This is a genomic window from Nitrospirota bacterium (genome assembly GCA_030684575.1).
GTDB lineage: Bacteria > Nitrospirota > Nitrospiria > Nitrospirales > Nitrospiraceae > Palsa-1315.
On record JAUXVD010000010.1, the window covers coordinates 12,514 to 32,575 of the forward strand.

The window sequence follows — 20,062 nt, forward strand, 5'->3', positions numbered from 1 at the left end:
AACCATCAACAGTGATAGGAAATCTGCTCCACCCGTTCAGGCACATAGCTTGCTGGATAGGCATTGAACCAACGGCAATTCCAGCAATGAAGGGAGGCGCAACGATGACACCGGAGATCATTGTGTGGGCGCTCCTTGCCGGATTGGTCAGCCTCATCTGGGTCATCGCAGTGGGTATCCTTCGCGCCGACCATCACTCCCAGGACAACCAACAAACAGATGCTCAACCGGAGCATCGCAATGGAATGACGCTGCATGAACAGACCTCCCAACAACCAAAAGCCGCAGCCTAATGCAGGAACCCCTCATGCTGACTCTCCCTCTAATGGCATGAAACCAGCTCGACTATCCGTCACTCCTTCTCCTCTCAATGGAATCCACCAATCGCTCAGACCCACTCCCCATTCGGAGAAGCAGCGAGTCACCATCTCCATTCCCACCCCCCTCATTGAGCGTCTCAGAAATGCGGTGTATTGGACAGGACATAGCCCTCTTGTGGCCCTCGTGGCTCAGGCCATCGAAGACATTGTGGCCCAGATGGAGGAAGTGAATGGAGGAGCCTTTCCCCAACGTGTTGCCCCTCTGAAAGTAGGACGGCGACAAGGACAACGCTCCCCTCTCCGCCACGCCACGGACCACAGGTCCACATCGGCATTCCCTGACAGGTCGGAGTGATGAATCGAACCGGCTTGAGGACGCGATGAAGATAGACGAGCATGTCGAGAGCTCGAACCGAGGCACAACCACCACACTCACGCAGGATGCGCAATGGTTGAAGCATTGGGACCTGGACGACAGGCATGGAGGGCAGTTATCGCGATCGTATTTTGTTTATACTGGACAGAACGCGCAACCGCGCGATGACTCCGACCACTCGAACCGCTATGGTCACTGAGGCCTCAATGGTCACTGGAGCAAGTCACCATTCCGTGCTCGTCGTGGAAGATAACCAGGATCTCGTGATCGGGCTGCGGGATCTCTTGCTCCACGATGGCTACGACGTCACCGTCGCCGGCACCGTCGCCGGTGCCATTGAACTCGTTCGCACCCATCGTTTCAATGCCATCCTCCTGGACTTAGGCCTGCCGGACGGCGATGGGATCGAGGTCCTCAAAGAAACGCAACGACTGGACCCCTCTCTCCCTGTCGTGATCGTGACCGCCCATATCTCGCCGGACCGCACCGTGGGATCCCTGACAGAGGGGGCGTTCGCCTATCTGACAAAGCCCTATCATCGAGAAGAGCTCAGACAAACATTGCAGCGTGCGATCGGAGTCAAGGAACTCCGCGTACAGGCCGAGCTGGCGGCACATCTGCTCCACGAAAGCGAATCCCGTTTCCGTTCGCTGGTCGAGTCGGCCACCGATGCGATCGTGGTCGCCGATAGTTGCGGACATATCCTCTCCTGGAATCGTTCTGCGGCGGCGCTCTTCGGCTATTCCAGCAACGACGCGATCGGCAAACCCCTGACCCTCCTCATGCCGGAACGGTACCGTTCCGCTCACGAACAGGGTCTCGCTCGCATGGAATCCACGGGAACGAGCCGCGTAATCGGGTCCGTCGTGGAATTGCACGGACTGAGGAAGAATGGCGCCGAATTCCCCATCGAGCTCTCCCTGGCGACCTGGAACACGACGGCCGGAAAATTCTACAGTGGCATCATTCGGGATATTTCTTCGCGAAAGACGACCGAGGACGCACTGCGCCGGAGCGATCAAATTCTACGAGAAGTGGCGAACAACACCACCGCCGTGATCTACGTCAAATACTCGGACGGCCGGTATCTCATGGTCAATCGCCGGTTTGAGAAGATCTTCAACCTGACCACCGAGCAGATCGTCGGCCATACCGATCACGAGATCTTCCCCTCACACATTGCGGACAAGTTTCGCACCAACGATCTCGTCGTGCTGGAGCAGAGACGCACGGTCGAGTATGAAGAAGAGGCGCCACATTCGGATGGAGCGCACACCTATCTCTCCATCAAATTCCCGCTGTGCGATCACAACGGCACAGTCTACGCGGTCTGCGGTATCTCGACCGACATTACCGAGCGCAAACAGATCGAAACCGCCCTCCGCACCCGTGAAGAGCAACTCCGCCTGGCCCTGATCTCGACAGAAGTGGGCGGCTGGTCCTGGGACTGCCACACCGGACGAATCTATTGGTCGAAACAAGTCGACGACATGCTTGGCATCTCAGAGGTCTTACGACCGCATAGCCAGGAGGAGTGGTTTGCGCTGATGTACCAGGATGATCGGCAGACAGCCGCCCACGCGATGCGTCGCGCCATGGAACAGCCCGGCATAGAGGCGCTGTTTGAGCATCGAATCATGCGAAAGGACGGCAGCCTCCGGTGGTTCGTCTGGACCGGTCAAATCATTCGAGACCGTAAGGGGAACGCCGTGCATATGTTAGGGATGGTCCGTACCAGGATGCCCGAGCAGGATCATGAAAATATCCGCTGAAAGAAATCTCAACACATGGCGCTTCTCAGCCACCTGGGCAGTAGCGAGACTCGTCTTATTACTCAGCCTCTCTGCCCTGTTCATATCCGAATCCATCGCCGCAGACATCGCCATTCTGCAGTCATCCGACATCGCCGCCTACCGAGAAGCCGTGACCGCCTTGAAGGCCACGGGCCCGATTGGTGCGATCTATACCGAATACGATGTGCAGGGCGACCTGGAGCTTGGGAAAAAACTTGCGCGCAAACTGCGGGCCTCCAACGCCTCACTAGTCGTCGCCGTGGGACTCAAGGCCGCAGTAGCGGCCAAGCTGGAAATTCCGGATATCCCGATTGTCTATATGATGATCCTCAACCCGTTAGGGCATCAACTCACCGCCGCAAACATGACTGGCACACTCCTCGAGATTCCCGCCGATCGCCAGCTGAAGATCATACGAACTTTTCTGCCGACCCTTCGCAAGCTGGGGACGCTGTACAATCCCGCCAAATCCTCCTTACAGGTGAAGGAGGCCATGAGGCAAGCCACCCTCTTAGACTTTCAGTTGAAGGGGTTTCCCGTGGAGAGTGAAAAGGACGTCCCCCAGCAATTGCGTACCTTGCTTGGGGATATCGATGCCCTCTGGCTCATGCCGGATTCCACGGTGCTCACGAACGAGTCCGTCCGATTCATCCTTGAATCCTCGCTCGCGAATCAGACGCCCGTCATCGGATTCTCGCCGGAGTTCACACGTCTGGGAGCACTACTTAGCCTATCCGTCAACTATGGGGATGTCGGCCGGGAGACGAGCCTGCTCGTGAAGCGCATTCTCAACGGAGAACGGTTGCTGCCGCTGCACCCCGTGCCGATCGAACGAGTCAAGATCACCGTCAATCTCAAGACCGCACGATTCCTGGGCATCACGTTTTCGAAGGAGCTGACGAGTCTCATCGATGAAACGTATTAATGGGGGCTGGAAATTGAATCCTTCTCGCCTACCTGAGGAACCCATGGATCCCGAGCTAATGCCCGTGGGCCGATTCCTCGGCCTGCGCACAAAGTTCGTTCTATTTTTCAGCCTCATTCTTATCATGGCCTGCTCCACCCTGAGCTGGTACTACGTCGAAGAACGGCGCGAGGCGATGACCGGCAACCTTCAGCAGTTGGGCACGATCCTCCTGACGAACGTGGTGCGCAACGAACATTTCCGCTATGCGGGCCTCGTCGCGGAAGATCGCGCCACACTCCAACAATTCATCGATGGCCTCATGGCGGTCCAGGATGTGGTGTATGTGGTCATCACCGGCCAGGACGGCACGGTGCTCGCCCAGAACACGAAGGGAGCACGCCACTCTTCCGGCAGTCTGGTGCGCTCCATCGATCGTCCGTTGTACCCGACCCCTCAGATTGCAAAAGACCTCTTCCGCCCGTCACGCACCAGTCCCCAGATGACGCGACTCGCCATCTCAAACGCACTCGGCAACCGGTTTGCCTGGGAAGAAGTCGTCTACGATTTGGCTCTGCCGGTGCTGCGCTCGGTAAGAAGCGTCAGCCCGCTGCAGCCCTTGTCTCTCCATCTGGATGAAACACTTTCGCTCGCATCCCCGATCGAGCCGGCCCTCGTGTCCGGAGTCGTGCAAATAGGATTGACCGATGCGCACCTGAAACACGAGCTCGCGACGATGATCAGAAACATTTTTCTCCTCACGGCCCTCATCATCGCCGCAGGCATGTTGGGCGCCCACCTCCTCACCCTCCGCATCACGAAACCGTTGAGGCAACTGGCCGACGTGGCGAGACAAGTCGCTGAGGGCCAGTCGCCCATGCCTCTCGCCCCCTCCACGCGCGACGAAGTCGGACAGCTGACAAGTATGTTTAACCTCATGACCCGTTCGTTAGAGGAACGAAGGCTCTCCATCACCGGGAACCTCGCCACCATCAAACACCAGGTCGGCCAATTGACCACGTTGCATGAAGCGAGTGCGGCCATCGCGAGGACGCTGGACCTGAACCTGCTCCTCAACACCGTCCTGCAGCTCCTGATCGAGAACCTGGGTTTTACACGCATGCTCTTGATGCTGCGCAATCCCGAACGAAACACGGCTTATGTGGCCCAGGTCGCGGGAGTCCCGCCGGACATCGCGGAGGCAGCCCGTGAACTCGACCTGCCGATCCAGAGCGACGGCAGCCTCCAAGCCGACCTGCTGGTTGACGGCACACCCCTGCTCATCCTAAATCTGAATGACGTAACGGACCGCATGCACATGCCGATACTGGAATTGGCTCGCCGCATCGGAGTGAATTCGTTCGTGGCCGTACCGCTCCAGAGCCACAATCAGATACTCGGATATCTGGCCGCCGACCGGGGCGCACAGCCCTGCACGGACGAGGATCTCCATATGCTGCTGACGATTGCCCGCCATGTGGCCGCAGCCATCGACAACGCCAGAGCCTATTCCCATCTCGAAGAGCTCACGCAGCATCTCGAAGAACGCATCACGGATCGCACGTGTGAGTTGTCGAAAGCCAACGAACGGCTCCAGGAACAGGATCGGCGGCGATCGTTGTTTCTTTCCGTTGCGTCGCACGAATTACGCACCCCCATGACCGTGATCAGAAGCTTTGCGGACAATATGCGCGACGGGATCGCGGGGCCGGTGAGCGACCAGCAAGTCACCTACCTCACACGCATCGAGCACAACCTGAATCGGCTCACCAGAATCATCAATCAACTCCTCGATTGGTCGCGCCTTGAGTCGCAAAAGGAAGTCCTCTGTCTCAAACCGGTCTGCATTGAAACCACGGCCCTCCTGGTGGCCGATAGTTTGCGCACCGTGGCGGCTGAAAAAACGATCGCCCTCGACATCGTCCATTCGGATGGACTTCCAGCAGTCTTGGGCGACCCCGATAAACTGGAACAGATTCTCTGGAACCTGATCGGCAACGCGATCAAGTTTACCCCGCCCGGCGGCCGCATTACCGTCGACTTCCGAGCGATCCCCGAAGGTTTCATCCAAACCTGCGTCGCCGACAACGGCTGCGGGATCGACCAGGCTCATCTCGAAAAACTCTTTCAGGAATTCTCGAAAGTGCCGTCGGCGCTCCCCGCCGTTCAGGGCGCGCAGCTCGGCCTCTTCATTACGAAAAGCCTGGTGGCGATGCATCGCGGACGTATTTGGGTCGAAAGCACACTTGGAGCCGGCACGCGCTTGTATTTCACGATGCCGATTGCGTCTTCACCAGAAGAAACCCGTGCTAAGAGCGGCGGATAAAAGAGAGGAGTATATTTTCTCGTGCCTAAGGTCTACACTTTCACTCGACATCCACTATCGCGGCAGACACCATGCGCGCCAAAATCCTAATCGTCGACGACGATCGCGATATTCTTCTCGGACTCGAGAATCGTATCACCTGGATGGGGCACGAGCCTGTCACAGCCGACAACGGCACGGACGCGTTGCGGCTGATCGAGCAGGGAGAATTCGATCTTGTCCTCCTGGATCTGGAGCTGCCGTTCCTCTCGGGTCTGGACATCCTAGAGCGGGTAAGAGCCAATACGCACAACGAGCAACGGACCGAACGGGCCATCAGCACCACCTACACCACACCGCTCATCGTCATCCTGACCGCCTTCGGCACCATCGAGCGTGCCGTGCATGCCATGCAACTCGGCGCATTCGACTTCCTGGCAAAACCGTTCAGCGCCGACCATTTGACGGTTGTCGTGCAAAAAGCCCTCACCACCGTGGCACTGCAACGTCAAGTCGATGTGCTTCGTCAAGAAGTCGACGATCGTTATGAGCATCTCGTCGGGGCCAACGCCAAGATGGCCGTCCAACTCAGGATCGCCAAACAAGCGTCCACGTCCGACGTGACCGTCCTCCTGCTCGGAGAAACCGGAACGGGAAAGGAAGTCGTCGCCCGCGCCATTCATCGATGGAGCCCGCGCCGTTCCAAACCATTTGTGGCGGTCAATTGTGCGTCCCTGCCGGAACAACTCCTCGAGAACGAACTATTCGGACACGAAAAGGGGTCCTTCACCGGGGCGGTCAAACGAGAACCGGGAAAAATCGAAGTCGCAGAAGGCGGGACGGTGTTTCTCGATGAAATCGGAGATATGCCGCTGCTCTTGCAAAGCCGCCTCCTGCGGGTCCTCCAGGATCAAACGTTCTATCGTGTGGGTGGAACGCAGCCGGTTCACACCAATGTGCGGTTCATCGCGGCCACGAATAACGATATTCGTCGCGCGATCCAACAAGGCACATTCCGTGAAGATCTCTACTATCGACTAGCCGTGATCTCCGTCACCCTCACGCCCCTGCGTGAACGACTGGACGATATCCCGGCACTCGCCCAGCATTTTCTCAATCGCGGGGTCAGAATGGGGATGCACCGCCCCTGTACCCTCAGTGACCAATCCCTACAGGCATTGCAACAGTATCAATGGCCCGGCAATGTCCGCGAGTTGGAGAATGTGCTGACACGCGCCCTCATCTTATGCCCCGAGGATATCCTGATGCCCGCATGCCTGCATCTATCAGATGCGCCGTTCCCCTCGGCAACCGATGCCGAAACAGGCACACCGCTCCGCCTCTATCATGAAAGCGTGGAAGCCTATAGTCGGAAAATCATCGAAGCCGCGCTACGCAGGAATGGGTGGAACCAAACCAGAGCCGCCGAAGAGCTTGGCCTTCAACGAACCTACCTGACAAAACTGCTCCGGCAGAAAGACATACCAGGCAGAGCCCCTACGGGACCAGCCTCATCATCCGTGGACGATACACCGAGACAGGATTCTCGATACCCGTGACGCGTCTCTCGTAAAGCGTGACGCGCAATCCGAAGACGACAAGTCCGAAGACTTCAGCCTCAGTCCGCCACCGTCAATCGTGAGCCGGCCTTACTTGTCCGAGTGGTAGCGCATGCGGGTGCCGTGGAGGAGAGAGAGTTCGATCTCACTGGCGGTCAGTTCTGGCGGAAAGTAGACGCCTGAAATCTTTGCGGCGTTGATGCTGGCGCCATCAAGCCTGGCATTTCGAAAATCGATGCTGCGCAGGTCCGACTGACGGAAGTAACAGTCGGTGAAATCCAACCCATCGGTATCCAACCCTCGGAGATCCAGATCTCGCAGATCGCACCCCCGCAGATCGACCTTCTCTCCCGAGGCTTTTTTGGCATTGAATTCAGTGATGCAGCCTTCGCGAAGCAGGAGATACATCGGGTCATTGGGACTGCGCAGTTTAGTACGGGCTGGATTATTCGCGTCCATGAGTCTCCGATCGTAATCGCTCTATGAGTCGTATCGGAACATTCCCGACCGACTTGAGTGGGGTGCGGCCGCCTGGAACGTGAGTGAGACATCACTTCGGTTCATCCATAACTCCAAGAGCTGCAGCTCCGGGAGGGCATGATGCTCAAACAGTTCGGCCAACAAGACCACCATCATCCATCACGCGCTAAGGGGTAGCTGGGATGATCCAACTGCGCGCGTCCAACGAGGGCCTTCCCAGGCCGCGCGTTGCGCGAGCACGGGGATCGTCCCAGCTACCCCGCCATTTTTCAGCATCATCCCAGGCGAACCGCGAACGTGACCTCATTACCCTTCTCGTTATAACGAAGGTCGGGGAAGAACGACTGCGTGAGGAAGATGCCGCGCCCGCTGGCATCCCCTGTCGGACAGGCATCAAGACGAAGGTTCCCACGCGACTTCCAATTGAATCCCTTTCCATCATCGGCAATCTGGTACGTCAACGTCTGTTCCCGCTTGTCGTAGATCGCACGGATCGTGACCCGCCGGTCTCGGAAACGGACGTCCTGCCGGCGTTGCTGAATCAACGCGTCATATTGGTCTTTCGCCATCGCCTCAATCTTGTCGCGATACCGAAGTTCGAGGCAGCCATGTTCGACCGCATTCATCACGAGCTCTTGCAATGCGGCTCGAAGATGGAGTTGCCGTGCCTCCATCAGCCCCATCGCCGTCCCTTGAATGAGCCAGGTGACCGTACTCTCGACGTAATTCGTGTCGGGACCCATGACCAGCACATACTCCAGCCGTTCGACGCCCGGCGCATCGTCCACAGAGGCAGGCAGCGAATGAATCGCCCGCTGCAAGACCTGCGCAAAGGCCTCCTCATGAATCGGTTGCTGCATATAATCCAGGGCGCCGGCGCGCAACCCCTCCATCGTCGAGTCATCATGACCTGCGTCGGTGAGAAGCACGACGGGGCAGGTCGGACGGCGCTCACGAATCTGCTTCACCAGCGTCATCCCCTCCTGATCCGGCAGAAAAAGGTCCATAATCACGATATCGGGCTGCGTCATGTCGAACGTCGTCAAGCCAAGTGCCGGGGTCGTCGCAGCGATCACCGAATGACCCTTCGCCCGCGCATGCTCCAGAATCACCGTCTGGGTATCGGGGTTGTCTGCCACAACAAGTAACGTACGCGACGGTGTGGCGGTCATGATGGGCATCCTCCGGCGATCAAATCCCGAAGCGCAGCATGCACCTCGGCCAAGCGTATGTCGACATCCGTGCAGACCGCCGAGGCCTCAGCAAACGCCCCTTGCCGGCCTAACTCTTCCAACCGCCTGGCGCTCTCGTACAGACGCGGCGCGCATATCTCCAGCACCGATCCCTTCAGTTTATGCGACGCGGCCACCAGTCCGGCTTGGTCCTGCCGCCCCAACGCCGCACGAGCGGCCGAGGCCTCCTTCGTGCTTTCCTGCACAAAAAGTCCGGCTAAGAAGATGAGCAATTCCTGGTCTCCATCCACCCGGTTCAAGGCCTCGGATAGATTGAACACTGCATTCGTATCCATTGGGCTTTCCATCTCAATCAAATACTGAGTTCCACCCCGACGACCGCCGCGTCATCGATGAAATCGCACTGCTCTTGCCACCGTCTCGCTTCGGTGAAGCAATGGGCAATCGTGGTCCCGAGCGGCGCATGCGCCTGCGTCTCAATCGCTTGCTGAAACCGCCAGCGCCCCCAGGGCTCCCCGGATGGGGACGGCGCTTCGTAAATACCGTCGCTCAGCAAGAAGAGCCGATCCGCCTGCTCCAACGTAATCCTATCCCCCGCAAAACCCGCGGATGGGTCGAATCCGAGTGGAGAGGAGGGACGCGTCAGCCATCTCGAAGAATGTGCTGCCCCACTGAGGAGTGCGCCATGATGCCCCGCCGACGCATAGGACAGGCTGCGGGTGGGCACATGGAGCTGCCCGACCCATAACGTGAAGTATTCCCCCTCGGCGCTCAAGGGAAACCGCCGGTTGGCTTCGGACAATACTGTGACCGGATCGTACGAACCCAGTAATTGCAGGATGTTATCCACTCGCAGAAACGTCATCAACGACGCCGAACGCAGGGCGGCAGCCACTCCATGTCCCGAGGCATCGAGAATATAGAGGCCCAGGCTCTCCGTATCGATGGGCTCCACACTGAACAAATCGCCGCCCAAGGTCAGCGCCGGCTGATACTCCCACGCGAGAGAGATGCCGGGTGCGGGGCTCCCGGGAGGAGGCAGCAACGACTGGACGAAGGCGGCGGCCGACTGCAGATCCGCTTCCATCTCCGTCTGCTTCGTTTGGAGCAGGGACATGGACAACTCCAGCTGAGTGCCAGTCATTTCCAGCTCGCGCACCAATCGGCTGGTGCGCAGACCGGCCAGCACCCGTGCGCTGGTTTCCTGCTTACTCGCAGATTTACTCAGAAAATCGTCGGCGCCTCGCGCCAGCCCTTCGGCAATCTGCGCCGGCTGATCGTGGGCAGTCATCAGCAAGATATGGCTGGATTTCAGCAGAGGATCGCGGCGTACCGTTTCGCAAAACGTGGGGCCGTCCATCTCCGGCATCATCCAATCGACGATGATCAGATCGGGACGTTCGCGCCCAGCCACGTCAAGCGCCTCTCGTCCGTTTCCTGCCTCCAACACCCGATGCCCCAACCGCTTGAGCCGCGCCGCCATGCTCGCCCGCGTCACCGGTTCATCTTCCACCAGCAGAATGGTCGCGGCGATGGTACAGGGAAGAGCCGACGAACTGAAGGATCGAACCGTCTGTTGGGTTGAGTCGTCATTCATGATCCTGCACCTTCGTGATCGGAGTGGTTACGCCGCGCGCGCCGTCAGCGCGTCCCCCTCGGTCTCATAAATCGGAATCATTTTTGGAATATTCGCCAGGCTCAGGATTTCCCGAACATAACTCTGCGGCTTGAGAAGGCTGAGCTGCGCCTGTTGAAGCTTGAAGCTCTGCGAGAGAAGGACGAGTAGCCCGAGACCAGAGCTATCCACGAATCGAACCTGCTCCAGGTTCACAATCAGGTGCTGGCAATTCCGGCTCTTCACCTGTTCGACGGCAGTCTTGAAGGCCGCCCGATTACTGTAGGTGAGATCGCCTTTCACATCCAAGACCATGGCGTCCTTCACGGCACGCTGTGTGATTTCCATGAACGGGTCCTTTCATTGCATTACGCACAAGTGAGGTCGTTCGCGTCCGCGCCTGCCGCACGCGTCTGTCAGGCCGCTCGGGAGAGACGGTTCGCGTAGGCGCACATCGCCCCATGTACCCCTCGATACTCTATCGGTCGGTTACTGTCGATTCTTAACCAGCCGGATACCATACCAACAATAGGAGGTAGACCAGATAGGCCGTCGCCATGGTGCCGGAGAAGGTCCAGACCAGCAGCTGCCCCAGACGGCGATGCCGCGACAGTCTGGAGGACATGGCCCCCACACTCCCGTGGCGAATCCGATGGAGCCCCATATAGAGGTTGTAGCCGCCGAGACCGATCGTCGTCACCGCCAGCGCCATGTGCACCGAGAACAACGGCACATACAGCGTCCAGTACTGCCGGTCCGTCCCCCCAAATCGTTCGCGCCCGAAGAGCACTTGTTTCAAGACATAGGCCACGAGCCAGATCCCGACGATCGTACAGGCCACGATCATCCGCCGTGAATGATGCGACACCTCATGCTGCCTGGCGGATCGCACGCCGGCCATCGCCACCAGATAGGCCGCCGTCAGGCTGATCAGCACGCCGTACCAAAGCCCAGTCTTTATGTCCATCATGCCCTCCAACGACGCAGGAGAGATGCCTGCCGCTGACTGCTCTATCGGTTGGGCAAGCCCCTGGCTGAATGTCCAACGTCAGCTCCTCAATGCACTGCGGGCATGGTCGGCCTGACAGCTGTGAACGCAAGAGCCGGACCAACAAGCAAAGCGCGGCCTCAGCCCTTGAGCGCGGCGGCATCGGGTTGCGACTGGATGTAGGCCTGAAGCGTCATCTCCAGTTCCTGAAGCACTCGCAACAAGGCAGGACATTGGGAACGGCCAGGCAGGGTTTGCCCCATACATGTCGAAAAGAGCAGCAAGAATTTATCGGCGCCCAACATAGACGCGCTTTCCGCAAGTTCATTCAGCAACCGCCCAAGATTCTCGGAAATCGGCTCGTCCGAGTCTCCCTGTTCCAGCACCACAATCGGGAGGGTGGCAGTCAATTGAGCCGCAAATGCAAGAGCCAGCTCATGATACTCCCCCAACTTAATGTCCAATCGCTCCATCGTTTTCTTTGCGCTCAGCAGCACGGCCGGCTGAGATTTTATGAGCTGTTCAACCCGCTTGATCAATTCTTGCCGGTCGATGGGTTTGACCAGGAAGCCATCGCAGGCTAAGCTCTGTACCCGTTGAATCGTGGCAAGATCGCCATGCGCCGATGTGACGAGCATGGGAATGCGGTCCGGACTCAGCAAGGCCCTGGCCTTCTCAATAAACTCAAACCCATCCATTTCCGGCATCATGTAGTCCGTGATGATCAGCTGGAGGTCCGGCATGTCAGCGAGAGTTGCCAGCGCTTCTTTCCCATTCCCGGCCACCACCGTCTGATACCCCTGTGCCTTCAGCATAAGCCCTAACAGCCTTGCATTGACCGGATTATCTTCAACAATCAGAATAGACATCGTGCTCGCTCCTTGCCGTCACATGTACTGCGGTGACCACCATCGTACGGTCGCCCAGCGCAGATCAGAATCCCGTCCCGCCAGAGGCCGTCTGCACCGGACGGTCATCTATTGAGTCTGAGGATGAGGCCGGCGCGCCGATCCAGCGCGCGAGGACCTCTCCCAAAATCTTCGGTTGCACGGGTTTACTCAAGTAGTCATCCATGCCGGCCGCGAGGCACAGGCCTCGGTCCTCCTGCAGGGCATTCGCCGTCATGGCGATAATGGGAATATGGCGAGGGATACGTTTCTCCCCGGTGGCCTCTTGCCCGTCGCCCATCGCCTCTCGCCTGCGGATCTCACGCGTTGCGGCAAACCCATCCATCTCCGGCATCTGGCAGTCCATCAAGACCGCGGCATAGGGGATGCGCGCCACGGCATCGAGGGCCTCCAGGCCGTTCGCCGCGAGATCCACACGATAGCCCAACTTTTCCAGCATGCGGACGGCAACCTTCTGATTGACCATGTTGTCATCGACCAGCAGAATCTTCGCGGTCGCCGCGGCGTTCCGCTCGGCCAAACTATGACGCGTGACCAGCGGAGGCGCGATCCGGTCTGCGGATGAGCCCTCACCGACGGTTGCCTGTGCGGATAGCTTCAGCACAGTGGTGAGACATGCGTACAGTTGCTTGGCATGCACCGGCTTGGAGAGGTAGGCGGCATAGCCTGCCGCCTGCGCCGCTTTAGCGTCGCCGCGCTGCCCCTGAGACGCCAAGAGCACGAGCCTGGTGGGCGCCAGCATTGGATCGGCCTTGATGGCGCTCGCCAATTCCAAACCGCTCATGCCGGTCAACTGCATATCGATGACCGCCAGATCGCACACAGACCCCCGCGCGGCAGCCTTGGTCAACAGTGCCAGGGCCTGCGGACCATCCTTCGCCACCAGGCACCGGACGCCCCATCGCTCGGCGCAGAGTTCCAAGACGCGTCGATTGACGGGATTGCCATCCACGATGCAGAGCTGCAGCCCCTGCAAACCTTGCGGCTCCACGGCTCCCGATGAGGCGATACCCTGCGGCTGTTTGCCGAACTGAGCCGTGAACCAGAACGTACTGCCTTCGCCAAGCTTGCTCTCCACGCCGATCTCGCCGCCCATGAGTTCCGTGAGTTGTTTGCAGATGGCCAGCCCCAATCCAGTGCCGCCGAATTTTCTGGTCGTCGAGCTATCGGCTTGCGAAAACGACTGAAACAGGCGCCCTTGCGCCTCAGGAGACAGACCGATACCGGTATCACGGACCTCAAACCGTACCCTGGCATCGGCATCGGTTTGCTGCACCAGCGTGACGGATAGCACCACATCACCCTGCGCCGTAAACTTAATGGCATTGCCCACCAGGTTGAGCAGGATCTGGCGGATTCGTCCCGGATCGCCGCGAAGGGCCGCCGGCACTTCTGCGTGAAACAGACAGGCGAGGTTCACACCCTTCCCGGATGCGCGCTCGGCCAACAGATCCACCGCTTCGTCCACCGTGGTGCGGAGGTCGAAATCGATGAGTTCAATGTTCATCTTGCCGGCTTCAATCTTGGAATAGTCGAGGATATCGTTGATGATGTTGAGCAAATGGTTCCCGCTGCTGCGGACGGTCTCGGCAAACTCCCGCTGCTCCGCGGTGAGGTCTGTGTCGAGCAGGAGGCTGGTCATGCCGATCACCCCGTTCATGGGGGTCCGAATCTCATGGCTCATCGTAGCCAGAAAATTGGACTTGGCTTCCGTGGCGGCCTTCGCCTGATGGAGCGCGACGTCGAACGATTCATTCATGAGCTCCAATTGCTGCGCATAGGCCTTGAGCGCGGCCTCGGATCGCTTGCGTTCGGAAATATCCACCGCCAAGCACAAAAAGCCGATAATCGCTCCGCTGAAATCCTTGAGCCCCGTGACCGAGAGCAAGACGGGGAACCGCGTGCCATCCTTTTTGATGTAGGTCCATTCATGTTCATTGATCAAGCCTCGCCGAGTCTTGGCCACAAACACGTCAAAGCCCGGCTCGATCCGCTCGCCCAACTCCATGGAGAAGTCCGTGGCTCGATCCATGACTTCCTGTGGGTCATGAATAATGGCGGGAGTCACCTTGCCGATGACCTCCTTGGCTCCGTAGCCCAACATGCGTTCGGCAGCACGATTGAAGGTTTGGATGACGCCATCAGACGACGTGGCAATAATGGCGTAGTCGGTGGAATCCAACATCGCCTTCTCCCAGTTCGCCCTGAGCGTGATCTCCTCTTCAACCTGCTTGCGCTCGGTGATGTCGAGCACGGTCCCATGCATTCTAACTGGCGTTCCTGTTGCATCCCTGACAATATCGCCTCGACATTGAATGAAGCGCACCTTGCCAGACGGATGTACGATGCGGCAGTCCACCTCGTACGATCCCCCCTCATTGAGTGCGCCCTCGACGGCAGCCAGGACCTTTCCCCGGTCCTCGATATGTACGGCCTGCTTGAACAGTTCGTAGGTCGGTTCGACTGAGTTCGGGGCATAGCCGAATATCCGATACTGCTCTGCAGACCATTCTTCTATGCCGGTTTGGATGTACCATTCCCAACTGCCGAGATGGGCCAGTTCTTGTGCTGCCGTGAGAACGGCCTCACGCTTCCGTAATAACGACGCCACGCGCTTGCGCTCGGTGATGTCGGCAAAGGTCACCACTGCACCTTTCACTACCTCCCCCTCATAGACGGGACAGGAATCAATCTCGACCGAGAACGAAGTCCCATCCCGACGCCAGAAGAGATCCTCGTCGGCATGGAATCCCTTGCTGGCCCAGCAGGCGCGGTAGATCGGGCATTCGTCAGGGGAATAGGAGGAACCATCTTCATGGGAATGATGAGTGAGCATATGGAGGTCCTTACCCACCAGCTCCTCCGGTCGATAGCCCAGCATGAATGCGCCTGACCGGTTGATAAAGGTGCAGCTCCCTTGCCGATCGATGCCACAGATTCCTCCGGCCGACGAATCCAGCAAGAGGCGAACCTCACAAGCCAGGCGCTCGCGTTCAGCCGCCGCCTTCACGTCCTGACTGATATCGCGCAGGATGGCCACCGCAAATGAGCCCTCCTCCGTGTCCATCTGACTCAACCCTGCTTGGATCGGAAACTCGGTCCCATCCCGTCGACGGCCGGCAATCGAGATGTTGCCTCTCATCGTCCTTGACTGAGGCGACGCGTGGAAACTCGCCCGGTGCGTACGGTGCACCGCTCGAACAGATTCTGGAATCAGGACCTCGACCGATTGGCCGATCAATTGTCCCGGCTCATAGCCGAATATCAGATCGACCTGCCGGTTAGTCAACACGATGGTACCGTCGACATCGGCCATCACGATCGCAGCCGGCGCATGCTCCAGCAGCATCTGAAACTTGGATTCAGCAGCCCTCGCCCGCTTGCCTTCATAATTCATCACCTCCATAGATCGGGAAAGGCTGGAGATACTCCAGAGCAGGGCTGCCATCAACGGCAGAAAGATCGCGACACCTGCCGCACCGACTTTCAGCACGACGCCCCTGATCGGAACCAGGATATCGCTCCGGTCGACACGCACCAACACGCCCCACCGCTTCCCCCCGATATCTTCTGTTCTCCTGGTCTGCGCATACCCGGTCACAACCTCGACGTCCCGGCGGTTATGCCGCTCCTCCACGAATCCAGCCGTGCCCCCCTCAACTAACCTGGCCGAGGGAAGCCCCAGTTGTTTGAGATTGACCCGTCCCTCTTCCCTGAGAAACGAATCGACGAACACCTCTCCGTCATGTTTCACAAATAGATACTCGATATGCGTCCCCGTTCCCCATTGCGCCTGCAAAGCCGTCACGGAACGCGCAAACATATCTTCCAGAACCGACAACCCCACGTGGGAGATCATCGCCCCTATCAAGAGGCCGCGCTCATTCAAAACCGGACCGCTAAACGCCACCACGTGCACGCCCTCTTCATCTTGTATCGGATCCTGAATCACCGTGCTCCGGTCTCGCTTTGCAGCCTGGAATCCAGGGTCCTGACTCATATCACGGCCTTTGCTGGCCGGATCGGACGCAGCCAGGACCCGGCCCTCCACATCGATGAAGCCCGCCCAACGATACACGGAATAGGTGTCCAGTAACCCGCGGAGGCGTCGCTCCATCGCCACACGATCGCGCCGCTGAAACACCGATGCCTGGGAGATGATCTGGATGTCGCCGTAGCGCTCGTCCATCTGCATGTCGAGCTTGTCCGCGATGTCGACAGCGGCTAACGCGAGGCTCTGCCCGGCGGAGTCCACCCGGCTCGTTTCGACATAATGCATAACGACGCCCCCCGCCAGGCATGCGATCAACGTCATGGCGACGATCAGCGCCGGTAGCCAGCGGCTACGGGAATGGACGTTTAGCAGTCTCTCCACAGAATGGCCTCGTGACGGCGCCGGTTCGCACCAGTGAATGATATAAAAATGAGGACGCCACAGCTGACAGGGATAGCTGTCGCGAGATGACGCTCCTCGTCATATAGTTCTTCGGACTGTTTGCACGTAAACTTAACGGCGACGAACGATAATCAGGAGAAGAGCAATGGCTGGGTACGGATCAGGCTCTCGCCTGACGCCCTGGAAGGGCTCTGGGGACGCGAGCAGACAGGAGGGATACTGGCAGGCAGTGTAAGACATCGCGGACACCGTCACGTAGAGGGCCGATGGGACGATCGGTCAGGCGACCTACCCCGGCCCCCGCAATGCGGCAGGTATGTCGGATGACCCGGTGCCGGCCTCTCCGTCAGCCGTCGTCGCCGGTGACTCGTCCCGTTCAGGCAAGGGCGGCGCCTTACGCTCTAAGACGACGATTTCGACTCGACGATTTTTCGCACGATTCTCCGCAGTTTCGTTGGGCACGAGAGGTCTGGAATCGGCATATCCGATGGCCGAAAGGTTCTTCATCGGCACCCCGTACAGTTCACCTAACGCCCGGACTACCATCACCGCTCGCATCGAAGAGAGTTCCCAATTGGATGGGAACTGCGCCGACCGGATCGGCACATTGTCCGTATGACCTTGCACCCTGACCTGACGATCGAGTTCGACCAGCACCTCGGCGAGCGTCTGGAGAAATGGCAGGGCCTCGGGACGGAGCACCGCCGCCCCGCTCTCGAACAGGACCAGCTCAGGAAGCGACAGGACGATGGTGCTCTCGCCCGGCTCAGTCATGAGGATGGGCTCGATTTTGGCAGACACCTGGAGCGCCTTGAGAGCCTGACGCAGGCGTCGAACCGCCAAATCCCTTGAGGGGATCACATTGGGCACAATGTTGGCCGGCTTGCTGGCACCGACTTGAAATGGCGTGGGGGAAGAAGGCGGACTGACGATCGGATTTAATGCTGCCTTAATAGACTCACTCACCGTGCGGAACTTGCCCTCGTTCACCGAGGAGATCGAATACATGACGACGAAAAACGCAAAGAGCAGGGTGATGAAGTCCGCATAGGACACCAGCCACCGCTCGTGATTCTCATGTTCTTCGTGTTTCTTTTTTCCCATGTTCGGCTATGAATAGTGATCAGTGATGGGTGATGAGTGATCGGTGCTTAGAAACCCGTCATCGATTGATGCCCTGTTGTTCCGATCGTTTCAGTTCTCACGGCTCATGCTCCTCTTTGCACATCACTCATCACCCATCACTGATCACGTCTCCCTACTTTTTCGCTTCTTTCGTTCTCTCGGATACAGGCAGAAAACTCTCGAGTTTTTCCTGCAAGAGGCGCGGATTCTCGCCTTGCGCCAATCCCACGAGTCCCATAATGATCATCATGCGCGAGCCCGCTTCTTCCTTGATCTTGAATTTCATCTTGCTGGCCAGCGGAAGAAAGAACAGATTGGCCGCGGCCACACCGTAGACCGTCGCCACGAACGCCACGGCGATGCCGCCGCCGAGTTTGGAGGGGTCGGCCAGGTTTTCCATGACGTGAATCAGCCCGAGCACCGCGCCGATGATCCCGACGGTCGGCGCATAGCCGCCTGCGGCCTCCCAGACCTTCGCCGCGTTGAGGCCCTCTTCTTCATGATGTTCGACGTCAATCTCCAGGATCTCATGCACCACCTTGGGATCGGTCCCATCCACGATCAACTGCACGCCTTTGCGGAAAAATGGATCGTGGATGTCCTTCAGCTTGCCTTCGAGCGCCAAGAGCCCTTGCTTCCTGGACACATTCGCCAGATCGAGGATCGTCTTAATGGTGCCTTTGTTGTCGTGTTTGGGATTCATGATGCCGAGACTGAGCATCGAGATCCCCTTCAACACGACGGACAGCGGATTCTGCACGCAGACCGCCCCGATAGTGCCGCCCATCACGATAATGAAGGCGGTGAGCTGCATGATAGAGCCGATATGGCCGCCTTCGAGGGCCTGCCCCCCGACGATGGAGCCGAGTGCGAGAACGATTCCTAGAATGGTCGCAATATCCACGTCGCGCGGTTCCTTCTCTGTCAATGACTGGATCCAGCATGTACTCGTCCGGCCCGATACCCATGCTTTCGTACTATAGCCAGCCCGGCGTGAGCTCTGGTACGGTGCAGCACCACAGGGATTGGGAGGTCGATGTGAGCGAACTGGACTGTCTGATACTCGATGCCAAACAAGCCATCCTTCACGAACAATATCGACGGTTCCAGGAGCTCCAACAGGAGAAGAAGTGGGCCGAAGCCATGCAACAGTTTCAAACCACGATGAGTTGCGCCTCCGACCTCCTGAACGAATCGCTCGGACTGTTGGAACGCGTCATCGAAAAACAACGGCTGAAATCTCAGCCACCGCCCCCTAGCGCCCCGCCCCCTGCCCTGTAGCCGCATCCAGCGTGGCCTGCTCATTGGGCATCAACAGGCGATTCAGATCCAAGACAATCAGGAGACGATTGTCGATCCGGCCCACGCCCTGCGTGAATTCCGCGCCGGCAGAACTGCCGAACGAGGGCGGCGGTTCAATCGTGGATTTCGGAACGCGCAGCACCTCCACCACTTCATCCACGATCAATCCCACCATCCGCTGCCGCACTAAGACCACCATAATACGGGAATTATCGGACTTCTCGACCGGCGGGAGCCCAAAACGGCGCCGGAGATCCAGGACCGGAATAATCCGACCGCGCAGATTGATCACCCCTTCGACGTAAGCCGGCGCCTTCGGCACCCGCGTGATTTCGACCATGCGATTGATCTCCTGGACGCTCAAGACATCCAGCGCGAATTCTTCACGGCCGATCAGGCAGGTGACCAGTTGGCGGAGGTCATCCCCGGCGACCGCTTCCCGGGTCAGCACGCCGGCGCCCCCACCCTGGCCCTGTTGCGCCTCAACTTTTTCTTCGACAATCATCGGTATCTCCTCTCTTCAGCGTGATGCTAGACCTTGAACGATCCCACAATCCCTTGCAGCTCAACGGCCAACTGGCTGAGGTCATGGCTTGCTTTGGCCGACTCATTGGCGCCCGACGCGGATTCCTTCGTCACCTTCGCGACATTCTCAATGTCGTTGGCGATTTGCTGCGTGGCCACCGACTGCTCTTCCGAGGCCACGGCAATCTGGCGAATCATATCCGCGCTTTCGGACACCATCTGCACGATCCGGGTGAGCGCTTCGCCGGTCTTGTTGACCAGTTCGACACCGCC

18 protein-coding genes are annotated in these 20,062 nt (G+C 58.6%); 6 read left to right on the top strand and 12 right to left on the bottom strand.

The genetic code is table 11. The features are described from left to right. Window positions 1-104 precede the first annotated feature (104 nt). The 5 genes from Q8N00_08455 to Q8N00_08475 all read left to right on the top strand — a co-directional run bounded on the left by Q8N00_08455 (window position 105) and on the right by Q8N00_08475 (window position 7,257). Window positions 105-293, top strand: coding sequence for a hypothetical protein (locus Q8N00_08455; GenBank protein MDP2382823.1), 189 nt, complete (start codon window positions 105-107; stop codon window positions 291-293). Between the two features lie 609 nt (window positions 294-902). Continuing rightward, complete coding sequence (locus tag Q8N00_08460) at window positions 903-2,468, top strand: PAS domain S-box protein (protein MDP2382824.1); 1,566 nt, start codon at window positions 903-905, stop codon at window positions 2,466-2,468. Beyond that, complete coding sequence (locus Q8N00_08465; GenBank protein ID MDP2382825.1) at window positions 2,452-3,414, top strand: ABC transporter substrate-binding protein; 963 nt, start codon at window positions 2,452-2,454, stop codon at window positions 3,412-3,414. Before Q8N00_08460 ends, Q8N00_08465 begins: the two co-directional genes overlap by 17 nt. 43 nt (window positions 3,415-3,457) lie before the next feature. Continuing rightward, window positions 3,458-5,719: an ATP-binding protein gene (locus Q8N00_08470; protein ID MDP2382826.1), complete on the top strand. Its 2,262-nt coding sequence runs from the start codon at window positions 3,458-3,460 to the stop codon at window positions 5,717-5,719. A 71-nt stretch (window positions 5,720-5,790) separates the two neighbouring features. Beyond that, window positions 5,791-7,257: a sigma-54 dependent transcriptional regulator gene (locus Q8N00_08475; GenBank protein ID MDP2382827.1), complete on the top strand. Its 1,467-nt coding sequence runs from the start codon at window positions 5,791-5,793 to the stop codon at window positions 7,255-7,257. Window positions 7,258-7,347: 90 nt separating this feature from the next. Here the strand turns inward: Q8N00_08475 and Q8N00_08480 are convergent, their stop codons facing one another. The 10 genes from Q8N00_08480 to Q8N00_08525 form a co-directional block, all read right to left on the bottom strand. Further along, complete coding sequence (locus tag Q8N00_08480) at window positions 7,348-7,716, bottom strand: pentapeptide repeat-containing protein (GenBank protein MDP2382828.1); 369 nt, start codon at window positions 7,714-7,716, stop codon at window positions 7,348-7,350. Between the two features lie 296 nt (window positions 7,717-8,012). Further along, window positions 8,013-8,909 carry a response regulator gene (locus Q8N00_08485; protein ID MDP2382829.1) on the bottom strand — a complete coding sequence of 299 codons (897 nt, stop codon included), beginning with the start codon at window positions 8,907-8,909 and terminating at the stop codon, window positions 8,013-8,015. Beyond that, a complete protein-coding gene (locus Q8N00_08490; GenBank protein ID MDP2382830.1) occupies window positions 8,906-9,265 on the bottom strand; it encodes an Hpt domain-containing protein in 360 nt (119 codons plus the stop codon). Before Q8N00_08490 ends, Q8N00_08485 begins: the two co-directional genes overlap by 4 nt. 17 nt (window positions 9,266-9,282) lie before the next feature. Further along, window positions 9,283-10,527 carry a SpoIIE family protein phosphatase gene (locus Q8N00_08495; GenBank protein ID MDP2382831.1) on the bottom strand — a complete coding sequence of 415 codons (1,245 nt, stop codon included), beginning with the start codon at window positions 10,525-10,527 and terminating at the stop codon, window positions 9,283-9,285. A gap of 27 nt (window positions 10,528-10,554) precedes the next feature. Further along, a complete protein-coding gene (locus Q8N00_08500; protein ID MDP2382832.1) occupies window positions 10,555-10,893 on the bottom strand; it encodes an STAS domain-containing protein in 339 nt (112 codons plus the stop codon). A gap of 154 nt (window positions 10,894-11,047) precedes the next feature. Then, window positions 11,048-11,515, bottom strand: a complete 468-nt coding sequence (locus Q8N00_08505) for a DUF420 domain-containing protein (protein ID MDP2382833.1) — start codon at window positions 11,513-11,515, stop codon at window positions 11,048-11,050. 158 nt (window positions 11,516-11,673) lie between these two features. Next, on the bottom strand, window positions 11,674-12,402 hold the full coding sequence (locus Q8N00_08510) for a response regulator (protein MDP2382834.1): 729 nt from the start codon (window positions 12,400-12,402) through the stop codon (window positions 11,674-11,676). 64 nt (window positions 12,403-12,466) lie between these two features. Continuing rightward, window positions 12,467-16,816: a PAS domain S-box protein gene (locus tag Q8N00_08515; GenBank protein MDP2382835.1), complete on the bottom strand. Its 4,350-nt coding sequence runs from the start codon at window positions 16,814-16,816 to the stop codon at window positions 12,467-12,469. 309 nt (window positions 16,817-17,125) lie between these two features. Next, complete coding sequence (locus Q8N00_08520) at window positions 17,126-17,941, bottom strand: flagellar motor protein MotB (GenBank protein ID MDP2382836.1); 816 nt, start codon at window positions 17,939-17,941, stop codon at window positions 17,126-17,128. Window positions 17,942-18,095: 154 nt separating this feature from the next. Continuing rightward, on the bottom strand, window positions 18,096-18,866 hold the full coding sequence (locus tag Q8N00_08525) for a flagellar motor protein (protein ID MDP2382837.1): 771 nt from the start codon (window positions 18,864-18,866) through the stop codon (window positions 18,096-18,098). 38 nt (window positions 18,867-18,904) lie between these two features. Here Q8N00_08525 and Q8N00_08530 point away from each other — a divergent pair, with 38 nt between their 5' ends. Further along, window positions 18,905-19,243, top strand: coding sequence for a hypothetical protein (locus Q8N00_08530; GenBank protein MDP2382838.1), 339 nt, complete (start codon window positions 18,905-18,907; stop codon window positions 19,241-19,243). Here Q8N00_08530 and Q8N00_08535 read toward each other — a convergent pair. Both Q8N00_08535 and Q8N00_08540 read right to left on the bottom strand, forming a co-directional pair. Next, window positions 19,218-19,769 carry a chemotaxis protein CheW gene (locus Q8N00_08535; protein MDP2382839.1) on the bottom strand — a complete coding sequence of 184 codons (552 nt, stop codon included), beginning with the start codon at window positions 19,767-19,769 and terminating at the stop codon, window positions 19,218-19,220. The two genes, Q8N00_08530 and Q8N00_08535, sit on opposite strands and share 26 nt — an antisense overlap. A 26-nt stretch (window positions 19,770-19,795) precedes the next feature. Beyond that, window positions 19,796-20,062 (bottom strand): methyl-accepting chemotaxis protein (locus Q8N00_08540; GenBank protein ID MDP2382840.1); only part of this gene is annotated, 267 nt, incomplete at its 5' end.

What these genes read in the sequence shown, in the direction of transcription:
- Q8N00_08455 (MDP2382823.1), top strand. Translation starts at nt 105, where the DNA reads ATGACACCGGAGATCATTGTGTGGGCGCTCCTTGCCGGATTGGTCAGC.
- Q8N00_08460 (MDP2382824.1), top strand. Translation starts at nt 903, where the DNA reads ATGGTCACTGGAGCAAGTCACCATTCCGTGCTCGTCGTGGAAGATAAC.
- Q8N00_08465 (MDP2382825.1), top strand. Translation starts at nt 2,452, where the DNA reads ATGAAAATATCCGCTGAAAGAAATCTCAACACATGGCGCTTCTCAGCC.
- Q8N00_08470 (MDP2382826.1), top strand. Translation starts at nt 3,458, where the DNA reads ATGGATCCCGAGCTAATGCCCGTGGGCCGATTCCTCGGCCTGCGCACA.
- Q8N00_08475 (MDP2382827.1), top strand. Translation starts at nt 5,791, where the DNA reads ATGCGCGCCAAAATCCTAATCGTCGACGACGATCGCGATATTCTTCTC.
- Q8N00_08480 (MDP2382828.1), bottom strand. Translation starts at nt 7,716, where the DNA reads ATGGACGCGAATAATCCAGCCCGTACTAAACTGCGCAGTCCCAATGAC.
- Q8N00_08485 (MDP2382829.1), bottom strand. Translation starts at nt 8,909, where the DNA reads ATGACCGCCACACCGTCGCGTACGTTACTTGTTGTGGCAGACAACCCC.
- Q8N00_08490 (MDP2382830.1), bottom strand. Translation starts at nt 9,265, where the DNA reads ATGGATACGAATGCAGTGTTCAATCTATCCGAGGCCTTGAACCGGGTG.
- Q8N00_08495 (MDP2382831.1), bottom strand. Translation starts at nt 10,527, where the DNA reads ATGAATGACGACTCAACCCAACAGACGGTTCGATCCTTCAGTTCGTCG.
- Q8N00_08500 (MDP2382832.1), bottom strand. Translation starts at nt 10,893, where the DNA reads ATGGAAATCACACAGCGTGCCGTGAAGGACGCCATGGTCTTGGATGTG.
- Q8N00_08505 (MDP2382833.1), bottom strand. Translation starts at nt 11,515, where the DNA reads ATGATGGACATAAAGACTGGGCTTTGGTACGGCGTGCTGATCAGCCTG.
- Q8N00_08510 (MDP2382834.1), bottom strand. Translation starts at nt 12,402, where the DNA reads ATGTCTATTCTGATTGTTGAAGATAATCCGGTCAATGCAAGGCTGTTA.
- Q8N00_08520 (MDP2382836.1), bottom strand. Translation starts at nt 17,941, where the DNA reads ATGGGAAAAAAGAAACACGAAGAACATGAGAATCACGAGCGGTGGCTG.
- Q8N00_08530 (MDP2382838.1), top strand. Translation starts at nt 18,905, where the DNA reads ATGTACTCGTCCGGCCCGATACCCATGCTTTCGTACTATAGCCAGCCC.
- Q8N00_08535 (MDP2382839.1), bottom strand. Translation starts at nt 19,769, where the DNA reads ATGATTGTCGAAGAAAAAGTTGAGGCGCAACAGGGCCAGGGTGGGGGC.